A 16,677-nucleotide genomic window follows, 5' to 3' on the forward strand; every position below is an offset into this window, starting at 1 on the left:
AGGCACAAACAGGCTCCGGCTGTTTGAATAATACATGCATAGACAAACAGCCGGAGCCTGTTTGTGCCTGATGTTTACCAACCCGGGTTCTGAATCAACCCTTTCGAGGCATTCAGTTCGCCCTGTGGAATTGGATAGAGGTACATCTTTGGTTCAAAAACCCGATTCTCAACCGTAATGGGTGTGTAGGTGAATGTCCCATCGGCGTTTTTGGTAATGTCGACACCCATCAGGGGAGCCCCGAGGTATTGCGGGCCCTGTAGCCAGCGCCGAACGTCCCAGCCCCGGTGATCTTCAAACGCCAGTTCAACCCGGCGTTCATTCCGAATCCGCTCCCGAATTTCGGCCTGCGATAAACCGGCAGGCAGACCCGGCAGAGCAACTCCCGTTCGGGTACGAACTTTATCGACGTAGGTTTTAATGTCGGCATGGCCAGGCGAGGCTTCGTTCAAGGCTTCGGCGTAATTCAGATATATTTCAGCCAGCCGAAATATATTCCAGGAATATACGCTGGTATTGTTGAGCAGCAAGTTCAGGTTTTCGTTGACGTACTTCTTCAGGTAATAGCCGGTTTTTGTGGCATTTACGATGCCCTTGCCATCACGCCCACCGGCCCAGGCTTCTACATTCCGGCCTTTGTAGGACGTATTGTTCAGAATAATATTCAGCCCCAGGCGCGGGTCTCGGTTGGCTAACGGATTAGCGGCCTGAACGGGATTGTTCCAGTTAAATTTCGTACCGTCGGTCATCTCATAGGCATCGACCAGATTTTGGGAGGGCGTTGTGCCACTGTTGCCCAGATCATACCCAATGGGGTAGTTTGCTTTTTCGAACTCGTTAGACGCTGAATTTCGTCGGGAATAAATAATTTCCGGTAAGGTATAGCTATTGGTAATGAACAGATTTCGGTAGTTGGTATTCAGAGCGTAGCCCGTACCCGACAGGTCAAGCACCGCTTTGGCGGCATCGGCGGCCGCTTTCCAACGCGCGACCCGGTCGCCGGTGAGCGAAATGAGTTCCGGATTGCCATAGCCACTCGACCAGCTAGGCGTGGTGAACAAATCGCTGGCGGCATACAGCAACGCCCTACTTTTTAGTGCCAGAGCAGCGCCCTTTGTGGCACGTCCCAAATCGGTAGCCGCATAGGTAACGGGCAGATTTTTGGCCGCCGAATCGCACTCCGACGTAATGTATTGCATACACTCGGCCAGTGTATTGCGCTTTGTAGCCTGAAAATTATCTTCTACGGAATAAATCTGAGTGACAATCGGTACACCACCATAACGTTTGACCAGCTCGAAGTAAAAATAGGCTCTTAGAAACCGGGCTTCGTATTTCCACCGTTTAATACCACTCAGCCGACTTTGGTAAATAGTTTGGGCAGAGGGGGCCGGGTCAAGCCGATACTGATCCAAATTGACACTATCAGTCGCGATCAGAAACTGGTTCACTTTCCGAATGCCTAGGTAAAAATTAGGCCATAGGTTTTCGGGGTTGTCAATGGCATTCCAGGAGCCATTATTGAATTTCTGGACATTCGATGTTTCGAGCGTATGTTCGGCTTCATCGGTCGCCGACGCAGTCATTGCGCCATCAATTTGCAAGTAACCCGCAGGCACATTGGTATAGAGCGAGTTGACCCGGTTCAGCGTATAATCGTAAGACCGGATAAGCTGTTGCTGGGTTATATCCGTGATGAGTTCCCGATCCAGATTCTCACAGCCACTCAGCCAGACAACCAAAGCCACACAAAGGATAGAAAGAATAGATTTCATGTTGTTTGTCTTGTTAAATGCCTTCCTTAAAACTGAACTCTGACACCCGCACTAACTGTTCGCAGGGGCGGGTAGCCAATTCCACTCACTTCAGGGTCCATATACCCCTGTAAATGATCCAGAGAAAACAGGTTGGTTCCGTTAATAAAGACCCTGGCGTTAATTAGCTTGATTTTCTCAACGAGCTGGCCAGGAAGAGTATAGCCCAGTTCGAGACTACGCAACTTGATAAAGCTGCCATCGCGCTGCCAGAAACTAGAGTATTGATAGTTGTTGAGGTTGTTGGAGGCCGACAGGCGTGGATAAGTAGCAGTAGCAGCCGTAGTGGGTGTCCAGCGATCCAGAGCAATGGGTCCAATCTGTCCGTTATTTTGAAAAGCCTGAAACTGAGTCCCCCCATAGTACGCAGTCCTGCCGGTTACGCCCTGAAACAGAAATTCCAGATCAAACCCCCGGAACTGAAACTTCGAATGAAGGTTGACCGTAAGCGTTGGTATGGATGTTTTACCTATCGGGCGCGTATCGTTCTGGTTGATAAGGCCGTCGCCATTCTGATCTCTATATTTAATATCGCCGGGTTGTACAGGCGCAAATATTTGCCGGGGGCTGGCCGCAATATCAGCCTGATCTTTAAAGAAACCGAGCGCTTCCAAACCAAACGGCTGACCAATGGGCTGGCCTGTCGTGTATTGATAATCGAACAACCGAATAGCTTCTGCATTGTACACGATTGTGTTTTGGGCATACCAGGCACTGGTTTCCACAAAATACTGGAACTGGCTCGCCGATTTACTACTGTAGCGAATCGTGGCTTCAAACCCTTTGTTGGTCACTTTGCCCTGGTTCAGCAGTGGCAGGGTTATGCCGGTGTATTGCGGTACCGTGCGATTGGGCGCGACCAGAATATCATACCGATCATTCTGGAACAGATCAATACCCACATCCAGGCGTTTCGCCAGCGTAAGTTCCAGCCCAATATTCAGTGTTTTCTGTTTTTCCCAGCTCAGTTGCGTATTGGCCGCTGCGCCTTCGGCTAAACCAAACACCTGCGTATTGGCCGTGCCCAGGTAATAGGCAGCGGTGTATGGATACAGTTGCTGAAACATGAACCGGTTGCCGCCAATCTGGTCGTTACCGGCCAGCCCATACGAACCGCGAAGTTTCAGGTAGGTAATGGAAGAACTATTTTTGAGGAATGGCTCATTGGATGCAATCCAGCCAGCCGAGGCCGCCGGAAAGAACCCGTAGCGCCGATCCTTCGGAAAATTCTCGGACCCCATGTAGCCGAAGGAAAGCTCCCCAACGTAGGTCTTCGCGTAGGTATAGGTAGCCCGTCCGCCAACACCCACATGCTTGTAAGGCAGGCTCAACACGGCCGTTGTGGTGTTGTTCGTGTTCGTATAGCTATCCGAATTGTACATCAATAGCGCCGACACGTCGTGTTTCCCAAACGAACGGTTGTAATTCAGAAAACCCTGAAAAATTACATTCCGCCACTGGTCTGAATTGTCTTCATTGCCGAGCAGGGAGGATTTCTGACCAAATCGGCTGTAGAGCGTATCGCCAGTAGCCGTTTTCGTTGCCGATGCCCGCTCATACGTTTTGGTTTTATTCGAGTAGCTTCTGAAAAAATTATTGAACGACACAGCCGCCGATATCGTCAGGCCCGGCGTAATCATGTCCAGTTGCTCGGTTAGTTTCAAGGTCGACTGGAGGGTGCGGCCATTGGAAGCATAGGAACCCGTTTGCAGCAGGTTAGCGAGTGGGTTCGACAGGGCGCTGGTGCCGCCAAAACTACCATCGGGGTTATAGACCGGGAAAGCGTTGGGCGGCAGCGTTGCCAGTGACGTAAAGACCGATCCGGTTGTGGTTGCCGCCGGATTCGCTTTGTCTTCCACCGATCCACCCAGCGTCAGCGAAGCCGACAGGCGTTTGGTCAGGTTTATATCGACGTTCGACCGGAAATTGAACCGCGCGTATTTCGAGTTGACACTTTCGGGGTCCATGCTCCCCACGTTCTGGTAGAGCCCGTTGCTCTTGATGGCATTCAGCAAGACGAAGTAACGCACCGTGCTGTTGCCTCCCCGAAAGTTCAGGTTGTAGTTGGAAATGGGTGCCGTTTTCTTCAACACCACATCATACCAGTTTACGTTCGGGTGGAAATACGGGTCACTACCGGTCCGATACGCTTCCAGATCGGCATCGGTATAGCGGGGCGCTTTGCCATCGTTGACGAGCCCTTCGTTATACAGGCGGGCATAGTCATACGAACCCAGAAACTGAGGCAGACTCGACGCGGTATGGAAGCCCTGCTGGGTGCTGAAATTCACGACGAGCGGGCCGTCGCTGCCCCGTTTGGTTGTAACTAACAGCACCCCATTGGCACCCCGAAGGCCATAGATCGCCGTTGCCGACGCATCTTTCAAGAGCGACACCGACTCTATTTCATCCGGTACGAGCTGTTCATACGAACTCTCGAATCCATCGACCATGACCAGCAGGTTGCGGCCTCCGTTGCCAAACGTATTGATACCCCGCCCAATGAGCGTTGGGGAATCATTGCCCGGCTCGCCCCCGCCCTGCTGTACTGTAAGGCCCGGAATCCGGCCATAGAGCGTGTTCGACAGGTTCGTCGTAAAGTTTTTTTGCAGGTCACTTCCCGAAACGGTCGACAGGGCGCTGGTGATTTTCCAGGCGGGTTGCCGCCCGTACCCGATGGGCCGGTCGACGTTTCGATTGAAATAGGATTGCCGACTCAAAGCCGTAACATTCGTTACCGAGTCTTTGCCTGCCTCCTGCGCCCAAACAGGCAGATTACACACTACTCCCAGCACAACGAGCAGTCCAATTGTATAGTAGTTTTTAGGATTCATAGGTGTTATGACAGATACATTAGTAGCCCGGATTCTGGACGAGGTAACCTTTATACACTTCGGTATTCAGGAATGGATGCAGGTACATTCTGGGCAGAAAGGTGCGGGTCTCGAACACGTAAGGCTCGTATTTGAACTCGGTGCTGCCCGTTATTTTCGTAATTTTCAGCCCATAGAATAAGCCCTGCATAACGCCGTCATTCTCAGCGATTTTCCAACGTCGAATATCATAAAGCCGGTGGTCTTCAAAAGCCAGTTCAATGTCGCGTTCGTTACGTACCCGATCTCTGAACTGCTCTTTGGTCAACCCTGTCGGCAGTTTGGGCATACCCGACCGCTGCCGAATCGTATTGACGGCATCATAGGCTGCGGGCACTGGCCCCTGCGCTTCATTGAGGGCTTCGGCATAGTTCAGATAGGCTTCGGCAAGCCGGAAAACAATACCATTCGGTACGGCACCAGCACTAGCCGACAACGCATCGGGCAGTAACTTCTTGAGCCAGGCTCCACCATCGCAGTCAGTCGCGTGACGTCCCCCCTGAAATGTTTCGAGCAGTGGCGCGTCTTTGTCGTAATAGGAGCCATTGTAGCCTACCGTCTGGGCAAACCGAGGGTCCAGTTCCGAATATTTCTGCATTAAATCATTGCCACCCGGCCAGGTTTGGGGAGTCCCATCCTTTTTTTCGTACTTCCGTACGAAATTATGAATGACCGATATGCCCCCCCAGGCACCTACAATCGAAACGGGCTGCTGCCCATACCAGGGAAATTGCGTTCGTGCCCGGCTGGGATAGGTTTTTTCAGCCAGCACGATTTCGGCATTATCGTTTTGCTCCCAGGCGAATTTGTAATTCTTATCAACTCCTTTATCCGTAATGAGCGCGAAATTACCGGCAGGTGCCAGGTCAAGCACGGCTTTGGCTGCATCGGCGGCAAGTTGCCAGCGATTGTTGTCCTGGTTTCCATAGCAGATAAGTTTGTTGTCGGCTCCTAAGCTCAGGTAGGGCGTAGCTGTGTTGAACAACGGACTGGCAGCATAGAGCAACGTGCGGGATTTCAGCATCTGGGCAGCCGTTTTGGTTACCCGCCCCCGGAAGTTGGAGGTATATGTGGCGGGTAATTTGGCTACGGCGTCATCACAGTCTTTTACGATGAAATTCACAACTTCCTCAATCGTATTGCGCTTCACCCGAAAATTGTCGGTCAGCAGAAACCGCTTGTCGATAATGGGTACCCCGCCATAGCGTTTGAGCATTTCCGAGTAGTTCAGCGCCCGAATGAATTTCACCTCGCCAATAACCTGATTTTTGTAAGTTTCATCGAGGTTCGGTACGTCATTAAGCCATTCCAGAATGATGTTGCAATCCCGAATGGCCGTCCAGCGAATGAAATACCGGTAATCTTCATTGGCTACCAGGGTTGTTGCCGACGTAACGTTACCTGCATTCCACTGCTCAGGATGCATGAATGTAGCTTCGCACTCGGCCTCATCCGTAATGGGCGCATTGATGCAAAAGGTTCGGGACGTAGGGATCAGGTTCGCATCATTGTACGTAAAAATCGAGTGCAGGCCAATCCGATAGGTACCTGCAATAAACGTCTCTAGCTGAGGCCTGGAAGAAAAAATAGTGCTTTCCGTAACATCGACGCCCGGTGCTTTATCTAAAAATTCACTGATTGGTTTATCGCATGCGGATACTGCCAGACACAGGACACCACAAAGTATAGCCCTGAAAAATGTGTTCATGGTGAGTTAAAATTTAAGGTTAAGCCCGAAATTAATGGTACGGGTCAATGGGTAGGGTTCTTCGTTAGTAATGCCGCCAGCGGTACTCCCCGGTACGGTGCCCGAAAGCTCCGGGTCGACACCCGGAAACATCTTGCTCCAGGTGATTAGGTTGCTGGCATTGGCATACACACGAGTGCCACTCAGCCCAATTTTGGCCAGAAACGTTTTCGGGATGTTATAGCCAATTTCTACGTTTTTCAGGCGCACATAGCTGGCATCACGTACCCAGTAGGTCGAGACCCGGTTGTTGTGGTTGTTCTCATCGCCCTGCGTCAGGCGGGGGAACTGGATGGGCAACCCTTTCTCATACCGATCAGCCGACCAGCTATTGATCAGGTAATCAGCCGCGCCGGAATTCTCAAAGAAGCCCCGGATTTGCCGCCGGTTGTAGGCCAGCGATACATTCCCAGCCCCCTGAAACAGGACCGACAGGTCGAAGCCTTTATAATTACCCCCGAACGAGATGCCAAAGATTTTTTCGGGAAAATTGGAGTAGCCAATCGGTACCTGATCATCATCATTGATGATCCCATCGCCATTGGTATCCTTGTATTTGATATCGCCGGGTTGCAGGCGGTTATTGTTCCAGGACGAAACCGGCCGGTTGGCATCATTCACTTCGGCCCAGGTATTGTAGAGCCCCTCGGCGACCAAGCCGTAAAACTGACCGAACCGCTGTCCCGTACGATACTGGTAGGAGAATGGCCGTTTGATTTCGTCCTGAAACTCAATCTTGTTGCGGGCAAACGTAAAGTTTCCTTTGATCCAGAAATTAACATTTCCGACGTGGTCATTGTAGGTAATATCGGCATCGAAACCGTGGTTTTTCATGCGGCCCAGGTTATAGGCTGGCAGGGTAGCACCTACCGTTACGGGAACCGTGCCCAGATTACCTAAAATGTTGTTCCGCTGTTCGCTGAATATATCGGCCGTTAAGCTGATTTTACTTTTCCAGAACGACATCTCAACACCCAGGTTTTGCTTAATCGCCCGCTCCCACGTTACATTCGGGTTACCTAACTTGCCTTCTGTCGAGTAATTATAGCGGGTAGACGTGCTGCCCACCTCGCCGAAGTAGTAGCCACCCGTACCCGATGCCGTTGTAATAACGTAAGCAGACGGGCGGTACAGAAAGCGGTCACCCCCAATTTTATCATTTCCAACCTCGCCATACGAGCCTCTGATTTTCAAATAAGTAAGTACATCATTTTTGGGAAAGAAGGGTTCATCGGAAGCGACCCAGCCCAGCGAATAAGCGGGGAAAAAGCCGAAGCGATTGCCGGGAGCGAAGTTTTCCGTTCCATTATAGCCAAACGTAAATTCAGCCAGATACCGCCCTTTGTAGCCATAGGTCGCCCGACCAACAACTCCCTGGTAACTATTGGGAACCAGAAAGGCCAGTGTCGGATCAAAGTACTTGGTCTGGTTATAGTTGACTAAGCCCGTTACGTAATGGTCGCCGAAAGCCCGTTTGTAATCGAAGCCAAACTGCGCATACGTCCGGCGGGTTTTACCGATGCTTTGGGTGAAACCAAACGGATTATCAATAGCCTGGGGCACTAAATTTACGCTGTTATCAGGCAAACGGACAGCATTATACGTAACAAGGGTACGGTTACTCCCGAGCGTTTCTGTATTGTTGTTCTGGTAGTTGACAATGCCTGTAGCCATCAACCCCTGGGTTATAAAATCGAGGGTATAATCCAACCGAACGGAGCCTTGCAGGTAGTTTTTAAATTGCCGGTTATAGCCCGTGAACAGGTCAGCCAGTGGGTTGTTGGCCGTTCCTACACCCACCAGGTTAACAAACTTATCACCAATAAAGCCGGGGGATGTCAAGGGATTCGCTCTGGCGATACCTTCGATGATCCGGTTACTATTATTTGCCGTACCGTTCAGGTTGTTGCTCCCGGTGAGGTTTTCGGTTTGCGAGGATAGGTCGATGGAAGCTTTCAGTCGCTTGGTCACATCAAAATCAAAACTCGACCGGAAATTATACCGTTTGTATTTGCGGTTGGCATCGTAATCTTTTATCAGATCCGTGTGATTGAACTGGCCGCCCTGACTAAAGAACCCTGCTGACACGAAATAGCGAACCTTTTCGGTGCCGCCGTTGATGCTGATATTATGCTGGGTCTGGAGCGCCTGTGGTTTTAACACCATGGAGTACCAATCTGTATTGGGGTGAAAGATGGGGTCTTCGCCCGATTTGTACAGGGCCAGATCGGCATCCGTAAACTTGGGTAAATAAACCGCTCCCGATACGTAGGCATCATTTTTTAAGGATTCGTTATACAAACGGGCATAATCGTAACTGTTCATGCCTTTGCGCAGGTTCGTAAAGCTGGTTACGGCCACGTTTGCCGTATAACTCAACTGAGGCTTTCCTACTTTTCCCCGCTTGGTGGTAATCAGTAAAACGCCATTGGCACCCCGTATCCCATAAATCGCGGTGGCCGATGCATCTTTCAGGATGGTCAGGTTTTCAATTTCGTTCGGGTCGATGTTGTTGTAGTTGCTCACCTCCACCCCATTCACCAGAATAAGCGGATCTGAAGCACCCGAAAACGTACTGACCCCCCGAATGCGGAGGGTAGATGCGTTGTTACCCGGTTCGCCACTGGTTTGTACCGCAAAAAGACCCGGCATCCGACCCACCAGCGAGTTACTGATGTTGGCCACCGGCGACTGGAGTAAATCTTTGGTGCCGATGGCCGCAATGGCACCCGTCACCGTAGCTTTCTTCTGCGTGCCAAATCCTACAACGACCACTTCGTTGAGCTCTTTCATATCAGGCTTCAACGCAATGTTGATCTGCGTCCGGTTGCCAACGATAACTTCCTGTTTATCATAGCCTACGAAGCTGACCACTAGGACTGCATTCTGATCGGGTACGGCAATGGTATACAGGCCATTTGCATCGGTATTTGTCCCCTTCGTTGCCCCTTTGAGCACGATACTGGCACCCGGAATCGGTTCACCTTTTTCGGTGTCCGTCACTTTTCCCTTGATGACAATCTCGGCGGGTTTGGTCGTTGAAAACGCCTGCATATCCACTCGCGACGCCAGCGTATTCATCGCCAACGCTTTATCGGCTTCTGACTCAGCTAGCTGGTTTGCCGACGTCTTTAACGGCTCGGTTTCGGGCGGTGCGTTTTTGGCTGTTTTGCGAGGCAGTATGGTATAACCTCCTCCTTTGAGTTTACGAAAGCGCAGATTAGAGGGCGTCAGTACCCGATCAAGAACCTGCTCCAGCTTGTCGTTTTCATTGACCGCTCCCGTAAAGGTTTTATTTTCCAGGAGTTCTTTCTGGTAAACAAAATTGGTTCGGTAAGTCAGTTCTAATTTTTTAAGCACCGCAATAAGACTGATGCTAGTGTCCTGCACTTTAGTACCCTCCTGTAGCTTGTGTACGGAGGCAAATGTCAATTGGGCTATTCCCTCCTGAATCCCAAAAAAGCAGGATAACCACAAGGTTGTATAAAAGAGGATACGTCTTTTCATAGATGAAACCGGATCGTGTGATTAACTGGTCTGTGTTGGTAGTCAAACAGACGAGGGTAACGCTTTTCCCGTTTTTTCTATGATTATTTTCTGTTAATTTTTAAATCTTCTTATCGTTGAGATCGAGAGAAGAAGACCTGAACCATGACTTTTGGCTAAAATAAAAAAGTGTCGGGTTTAAGAACCCGACACCACGGTATTGAGGAACAGATGCGACAAATTTTCTTAGACTTGCGCGTTAAAACCGCGTGTTTTCTACAACTCTCTGACTATATAGCACCCGATTTAAAACTATTCCCTAAGCATCTAATTGATTACTTAAACACGTACGTATCCCCCTCTTTTTTCACATTAGCATCCAGGATGATGGACAAATTGTCGATACAATCTTCGGCGACTTCGGTACGTAGTTTCCCGGTAAGTCTTTTATCCGCTAATTGGGCATCTTCGAGTTTGATTTTCACACCAAAGGCATCTTCCAGATTACGGATAATTTCCGGGAGGCTTTTACCATCCAGAATAAGGTACGATTCCTTCCAAGCATCGTAGAGTTCAGGTTGCACGCGTTTCAGTTTAATCTGCCGGTTTTTCGGGGATACCGTAGCCATATCACCCGGTTTCATGACGACCATGGACTGATTATCTGTGCTTAACTGGACCTTACCTTCCTCTAAAACGACATGGGTTTCGTCGCGTCGGGTGTTGACGTTGAACTCGGTACCCAATACTTCGATCTGCGCTTCCGGCGTGTGAACGATGAACTTGGCGCCCTTCCGTTTAGCAATGTCGAAATAAGCTTCACCTTCCAGCCATACCTCCCGAACGGGTCGATCAGCCATTTTATCAGCTACTTTAAGCCTGGAATTGGCATTGAGCGTGACCACCGATCCATCCGCCAGCCTGATCTCCTGAATTTTTCCGTAGGCCGTCTGATACGTCAGGGTTGAATTGGCCTGATAGGTCCACCAGGCAAAACCAATTGATGCAACAAGCAACACAACGGCGGCCGCAGCCCAATAGGGCCGTTGATACCAGAGTAAAATCTGAACTGTGGCGATCTGGTGGTCCGGTTTTTCAATATCGTTCCAGATCCGCTTTTTAAGCTGGGCAAGATCTTGTGCGGAAGGGTCGATTTCACGAAAGCGAATCGTTTTGACATAGTCGACAGCTAGCCGAACGTCGGCCACTTTATGCGGATAATCGGTCATAAACGATTGCCAAAACTGATTCGATTCGTCAGTTGGGCTAAGTACCCAGCGAATAAAATTGGGGTCTTTGCAAAAGTCTTCTACAGTAAAATCAGGAGTTGGCATCAGATAGGCGTCATGGTCGTACTCGTTAAACAGACCACAATTTATTTTTTCCCGGCTTTATCCCAATAAAATCTTTACGAAGTAGATTAGAATGGCCCCTGGCAGGCTCCACAACGCGCCCCCCTGCTCAAACGATGTGCGCACATAAGCCCGCAAGGTCGTTAGCGCTACGTTCACCGTGTTATAAACACTCTTCATCGTTATGTCCATTACTTCAGCCGCCTGCTGGTAACTCAGCCCTTTCATGTACACCAGGTACAGAATCTCTTTCTGCCGCTTGGGTAATTTATTCAACTGAGCAATCACCAGCAGTTTTTGCTGTTCGATGAGCTGCTCCTCGACCAAACTCTGCTCGTAAGGCTGAATCAAAAACTCCCCGCTATCGAACAAATACTCGTCCGAATCCAGCTTATTCAATCGGCCCACGGTGTCCAGCAACCGACGCCGTAACGCCCGGTAGAGGTAGAACCGGATGTTATCGGTGGGGCCAAGCCGGGCCCGGTTTTCATGCAGGTGCAAAAACAACTCATGCAGGCAGTCTTCTACTAGCGGCTTGTTGCGAATCAGGTTGTAGCCATACCGGTACAGATCGGCAGAGAAGCGCTCATACAACTGCGAAAAAGCATCCTGACTTCCTTCGCGAAAATCATTCCACAGGCGAATATGTTCGGCAGGGGTGAGTTGAGGAGACATACGCGCGGATTAGGATTGGGTTAGTTCGACTTCTATTTCTTCCAGGGATTTTCCTTTCGTTTCTGGCATACGTGTTCGAACGAACAAAAAGTAAGCAAAACACAAAAAGGCGTGAAAGCCAAAGGTTACCGGTAATCCCCAGTAGTGCTTCATGACCGGGAAGGAAGCCGTGGTGAAGAAGTTTGTAACCCACAGGGCCAGCGTTGCCAGCGCCATTGCATTACCCCGGATACGATTCGGAAAGATTTCGGAGAGTGCCACCCAGGTAACGGGACCCAGCGTTGCCGAATAAATGGCGATGAACCCCAGCACAAAAAAGAGCACCCACGCGCCTGGCAACTGCCAGTAAAAAGCAGCGGATAATGCCAGTGCGTCCAGACAGAGCAAAATCGACCCGTATTGCAGTAGTTTCTTTCTACCAATTTTATCAATCGTACCAATGGCAATGAATGTAAAAATGAAGTTGATGACGCCAATAATGATCGACTGTAAAAAGGCCGAATCCTGCGCCATACCCGCCTGTCGGAACAACTCGGGCGCATAGGAAAACAAGGAGTTCTGACCCACGGCCTGCGAAAAAACGGCCACCACAATACCAATGAAGACGATGGGCCACAAGTCTTTCCGGAACAGATCGCGGACAGACTCTTTGGTTTCCTGCGCGAAACTCGCCTTGATCTGGTAGGCTTCGGCAATAGCGTACGTCTCCCCGCCTATTCGCGCCAGAATGGTTTCGGCTTCGGGCAACCGCTTTTTACGGATGAGCCAGCGCGGGCTTTCGGCAACGAAGAACAGACCAAAAAAGAACAGCAACGAAGGCAACGATTGAGAAGAGAACATCCACCGCCAGTTATTCACCCCACTATCCAGGAGCAGGTAATTGGACAAATACGCCAGCAGAATGCCAATCACGATAGAAAGCTGATAAAAGGACACCATACGCCCCCGCATGGGCGCGGGCGAAATCTCGGCTACGTACATCGGGCATACCAAAGCCGCAGCCCCCACCGCCACGCCACTCAACATCCGAAACATTACGAACAGCGGAAAGCTCCCAGCCCAGCCCGTGCCCGCACCGGTCAGGGCAAACAGTATAGCGCAGCCCATCAGGAGCTTTTTTCGGCCTAACGTATCGCTCAGTTTACCACCAATCAGTGCCCCAATGGCGGCACCCAGGTTGATACAACCCACTGCCCAGCCTGTCTGAAACTCATTCAGTTGAAAGTGCTTCGTAAAAAATGGGACGGTGCCGGAAATGATGACCAGATCGAAACCGAACAAAACACCCCCTAAGGCCGCAATGGCACTGATGAGGTAGACGTAACTTCGGTTGACGGCTACGTCGATCCCGCTGATTTTGGGTTTGGTCTGAATAATAACGGCCATGAGGTGGTAATTAAAAAACTATGACACAGATATTCGCAGAGATAAGAGAGATTCACAGAGAATTGAGAAAAAATAGAACTCTGCGTATCTCTTTTTTTCTCCGTGAATCTCTGTGTAACATTTCTTCCTCATAACCCTTCTCATTTCAACGACACATCAGCTTCCTTGCTCAAAAATCCAGCGCCCTCTTCAACCAGTCCGGCGGCATCCCAAGAGAGCAGTGCTTCGTTCGGAACCACATCAATGGGCGTGATACTCGCCGACGAAGACGACGATTCATTATAGCCGATATTCGACTGCCGGTTGTAGCACGAAATCATCGACCAGCGGGGTTTATCAGACAAATTGGCCTCGGAGCGGTGGAGGATGTTGCTGTGAAAAAACAGGACATCGCCCGCTTTCAACTCCACAAAAACGCGTTCCATCGTTTTCAGCGCCAGGTCGACGTAGCGTTGTGAAGCACCCACCTGTTCGCCCGCGAAACCGTGTTCGACCCGACCCATTTTGTGCGACTCTTTGATCACCTGCAAACAGCCGTTTTCCTGATTCGCATCCGTAATGGCGACCATGACAGACATCATCTGATCGGGCAGCAGAAATTCGTTTTTATACCAGTAGCCATAATCCTGATGCCACTCCCAGGCACCACCCACGCGCGGCTCTTTCTGCATGAGTTTCGAGTGAAAATGGCAAACCCCCGAAGCGGGATTATCCAGCAAGGCATCTACTGACTCCACGAGTTGCTGGCTACGGGTGAGCAGGCCATATACATCGTCACCGGGTTTGTACCAGAGCGACAGTATGCTCCGTTTCCCCGAGCTGTCGTTGACATTGATAGCATGTTTGCTGATCGCACTATCGTCAATGGCTACATGGTAGAGTTTTTCAACTTCGGCGGCATTCAGAAAACCGCTGATAATCAGGTAGCCATCCTGATTATACTGCCGGATCTGATCGGGTGTTAATGAGTCGTTTGTCATGTTGATTGAGTTATGAAGGTTTTGTTTGATCTGTTTTCTGTCCGTGGTGTCGGGTTCTCAAAACTGACCTCACAAATACCTCAATTTGCGCTAATCTCAAAAAGCTCTCCAACGTACTTCCCGGTTAGGGTTACCGGAAATCCGGTCGTTTGCAGGTCCTGACCACTCAGGGAGGCCACTACCTTTCCATCCATTGCTTTAACCCGATACCGTTTGGCGGGGTCAAGCTGCCGGACGGTGACCATTCGCTTTCCTTCCGTTGCGCCATGCCGGAATATACCAACGATTCCGCCCGCTTTCGTTTCGGTATTGATTCGCTGGAAGCCGTCCCACATACCGTCCATCGGCTCGCCAAATCCCGCAAGATCCTGGCGGTAACTCATGATCTGGTGTTTGTTTTCCATCCCTTGCAGCCAATCGGCATAGGCTCTGTATTTTTTCAGATCAGGTGCTGACAATTTCCGGGGGTCACCCAGCATGATGGGTAAGGCACCGGCTAGTGATTTAATGTGCATTTCCCAACCGGCATCCTGCATTTCGGGATTACCTATCACCAGCGCCGTAGCAGGTATGGCGGGGGAACGCCACCAGGCCATATTCCTGACGCGCAGATCGACATTGGCATCGGGTGGGCCGTAGAAATTAGACAGCCAGTTGCCTTCGGCATGTTTTAGCATGGCGTAATCAATCAACTGCAATCCGCCCATCGTTTCGAACGTACAGTCGATAAACAGCGTGGGCTTGGCGGCATGCAACTCGTCGAACAGCTTCCAAACGGCCTCGTAATTGGTGGATAAGGATTCATGATGATCGGTATGCCCTTTGTGGTTGGTAGCGTAGCAACCCGTCACCTTGTTACCAAACCGGTACGTGCTGGTGACCACCGTAAAGTCCAGTTTCAAGTATTCCAGTCCATACTCAAGGGCTATTTTCAGCAGTATATCCTTGATATAGCCCCGCCATGGGGTGCCAAAACAGGCCGTGCGCATTTTCAGGTCATCTTCGTGGAGGTTGGCGGGTTGCTGGTTGGCGTCCAGCACGAACCAGTCCGGGTGAGCTTTGTAGACTTTGCTATCCGGGGAGGCACTGCCCACGCTAACCCACAAACCTGGCTTCATGCCCAACGATTTGATGTAGTCGAAAACGGGTTTCAGGCCATTGGGGAATTTTTTGGTATCGATAATCCAGTCGCCATAATTGTCTGCCCAGCCATCGTCGATGATAAACTCTTTCATCCCGGCATCGGCAGCCGCTTTGGCCAGCTCCATAATCAGCTTTTCGTTAATATTCTTGCGAAAAGGCACCCAGGTATTGTAAACGAACGTGGGTTTCTGCGAGAGTTCAGACAGGCGGATACCCATATGTTTACGCACAAAATCCGGAACAGCCGTGTTCAGTATTTCGTCGGGGTCTTTGTGGTTGTTGTACACCATCGTGAATACCTGCGGGGTTGTGAACGACTCGCCTGCCGGGATGTATTTCCGAAACGGGAAGCGTGCATCCTTGTGTGTTAGTCCGCTGAGAATGGCGGGTTCATCCCAAAAGACCGATGTATGTTTAACAACACCGGCAGCCTCATTTCCAATGACAATGCCCTGCTGCCAGTCGCTGTTGTGAACCGTGAGCAAGGCATCCTGAAAGTTCCCATTATAAGGGCCAATGGACCTTCGTCGACCATAATCGTGACAAATCCAGCTAAACGTAGTGGCGTTGTAAGGTGTCGCAATAAACTTCTCGACATCAACCGATTCCAGCCGAACCGGTTCGCTGGTCAGGTTTTTAACAGTTAAGCTTTTGCGGATAACGGGTAAGTTGGGATACAGTAAAAAGTTAACCGTAAGTTCGATTTTCCCGTCGTTGCTCTGTAGGGTCACAGCAGCTCCATCACCCTGTTTGGCATCGGTAATTTTCTCCGTTTTCACCAGCTTCCAGTCGCCAGAGCCGCTATACACGTTGTCATTTATCTCAAACTGAAAATCGGGGTTCGATTTCTGAAAATACCTGAATTCGCCAACAACGGGTTTGTATTCGGTCGTCAGAAAATGACCCTCCGACCCAGGCAGTTTGATGGTTCGCTGAACGATACCGTTAGTCAGGACAAGCTCTGAATCGGTCCATTTGGCCAAGGGCGGTTTCTGCCCTTGGCCCCTAGAAGTAGCGATAGACATCACTAACACCAAAGCCAGCATCCAATAATTCTGCCAAAACGGATAAAGAATTTTCTTCATAAAAGAGAGCTTTAAATGCCTGGCAAGAGTCTACAATGCCGAGGTATCTAATTGCATTTAACGCTAACAAAATTCGGTTTTTCCAAGAAGACACAGATGAAGTATTTTAGCCTAAACATGGATTATTCTATCTTTA

At 50.2% G+C, this 16,677-nt stretch carries 9 protein-coding genes; all 9 read right to left on the reverse strand.

Annotated elements, in window-relative coordinates; translation table 11 throughout:
* Window positions 1–74: 74 nt before the first annotated feature.
* The 9 genes from ACFS25_RS13175 to ACFS25_RS13215 all read right to left on the reverse strand — a co-directional run bounded on the left by ACFS25_RS13175 (window position 75) and on the right by ACFS25_RS13215 (window position 16,541).
* Window positions 75–1,775, reverse strand: a complete 1,701-nt coding sequence (locus ACFS25_RS13175) for a RagB/SusD family nutrient uptake outer membrane protein (RefSeq protein WP_381501318.1) — start codon at window positions 1,773–1,775, stop codon at window positions 75–77.
* 26 nt (window positions 1,776–1,801) lie between these two features.
* Window positions 1,802–4,648, reverse strand: a complete 2,847-nt coding sequence (locus tag ACFS25_RS13180) for a SusC/RagA family TonB-linked outer membrane protein (RefSeq protein WP_381501320.1) — start codon at window positions 4,646–4,648, stop codon at window positions 1,802–1,804.
* 19 nt (window positions 4,649–4,667) lie between these two features.
* A complete protein-coding gene (locus tag ACFS25_RS13185; protein ID WP_381501323.1) occupies window positions 4,668–6,395 on the reverse strand; it encodes a RagB/SusD family nutrient uptake outer membrane protein in 1,728 nt (575 codons plus the stop codon).
* 6 nt (window positions 6,396–6,401) lie between these two features.
* Window positions 6,402–9,941 carry a SusC/RagA family TonB-linked outer membrane protein gene (locus ACFS25_RS13190; protein ID WP_381501326.1) on the reverse strand — a complete coding sequence of 1,180 codons (3,540 nt, stop codon included), beginning with the start codon at window positions 9,939–9,941 and terminating at the stop codon, window positions 6,402–6,404.
* 314 nt (window positions 9,942–10,255) lie between these two features.
* Entirely contained in the window at window positions 10,256–11,254 is a 999-nt protein-coding gene (locus tag ACFS25_RS13195; protein ID WP_381501329.1) for a FecR family protein, read from the reverse strand.
* Window positions 11,255–11,311: 57 nt separating this feature from the next.
* Complete coding sequence (locus ACFS25_RS13200) at window positions 11,312–11,947, reverse strand: RNA polymerase sigma factor (protein WP_381501332.1); 636 nt, start codon at window positions 11,945–11,947, stop codon at window positions 11,312–11,314.
* Between the two features lie 9 nt (window positions 11,948–11,956).
* Window positions 11,957–13,333: a sugar porter family MFS transporter gene (locus ACFS25_RS13205; protein WP_381501336.1), complete on the reverse strand. Its 1,377-nt coding sequence runs from the start codon at window positions 13,331–13,333 to the stop codon at window positions 11,957–11,959.
* 140 nt (window positions 13,334–13,473) lie between these two features.
* Complete coding sequence (locus tag ACFS25_RS13210; RefSeq protein WP_381501340.1) at window positions 13,474–14,313, reverse strand: phytanoyl-CoA dioxygenase family protein; 840 nt, start codon at window positions 14,311–14,313, stop codon at window positions 13,474–13,476.
* Between the two features lie 80 nt (window positions 14,314–14,393).
* Window positions 14,394–16,541 carry a glycoside hydrolase family 36 protein gene (locus tag ACFS25_RS13215; protein ID WP_381501342.1) on the reverse strand — a complete coding sequence of 716 codons (2,148 nt, stop codon included), beginning with the start codon at window positions 16,539–16,541 and terminating at the stop codon, window positions 14,394–14,396.
* Between the last annotated feature and the right edge of the window lie 136 nt (window positions 16,542–16,677).

Origin of the sequence: Spirosoma flavum (assembly GCF_042686045.1) — a bacterium.
GTDB lineage: Bacteria > Bacteroidota > Bacteroidia > Cytophagales > Spirosomataceae > Spirosoma > Spirosoma flavum.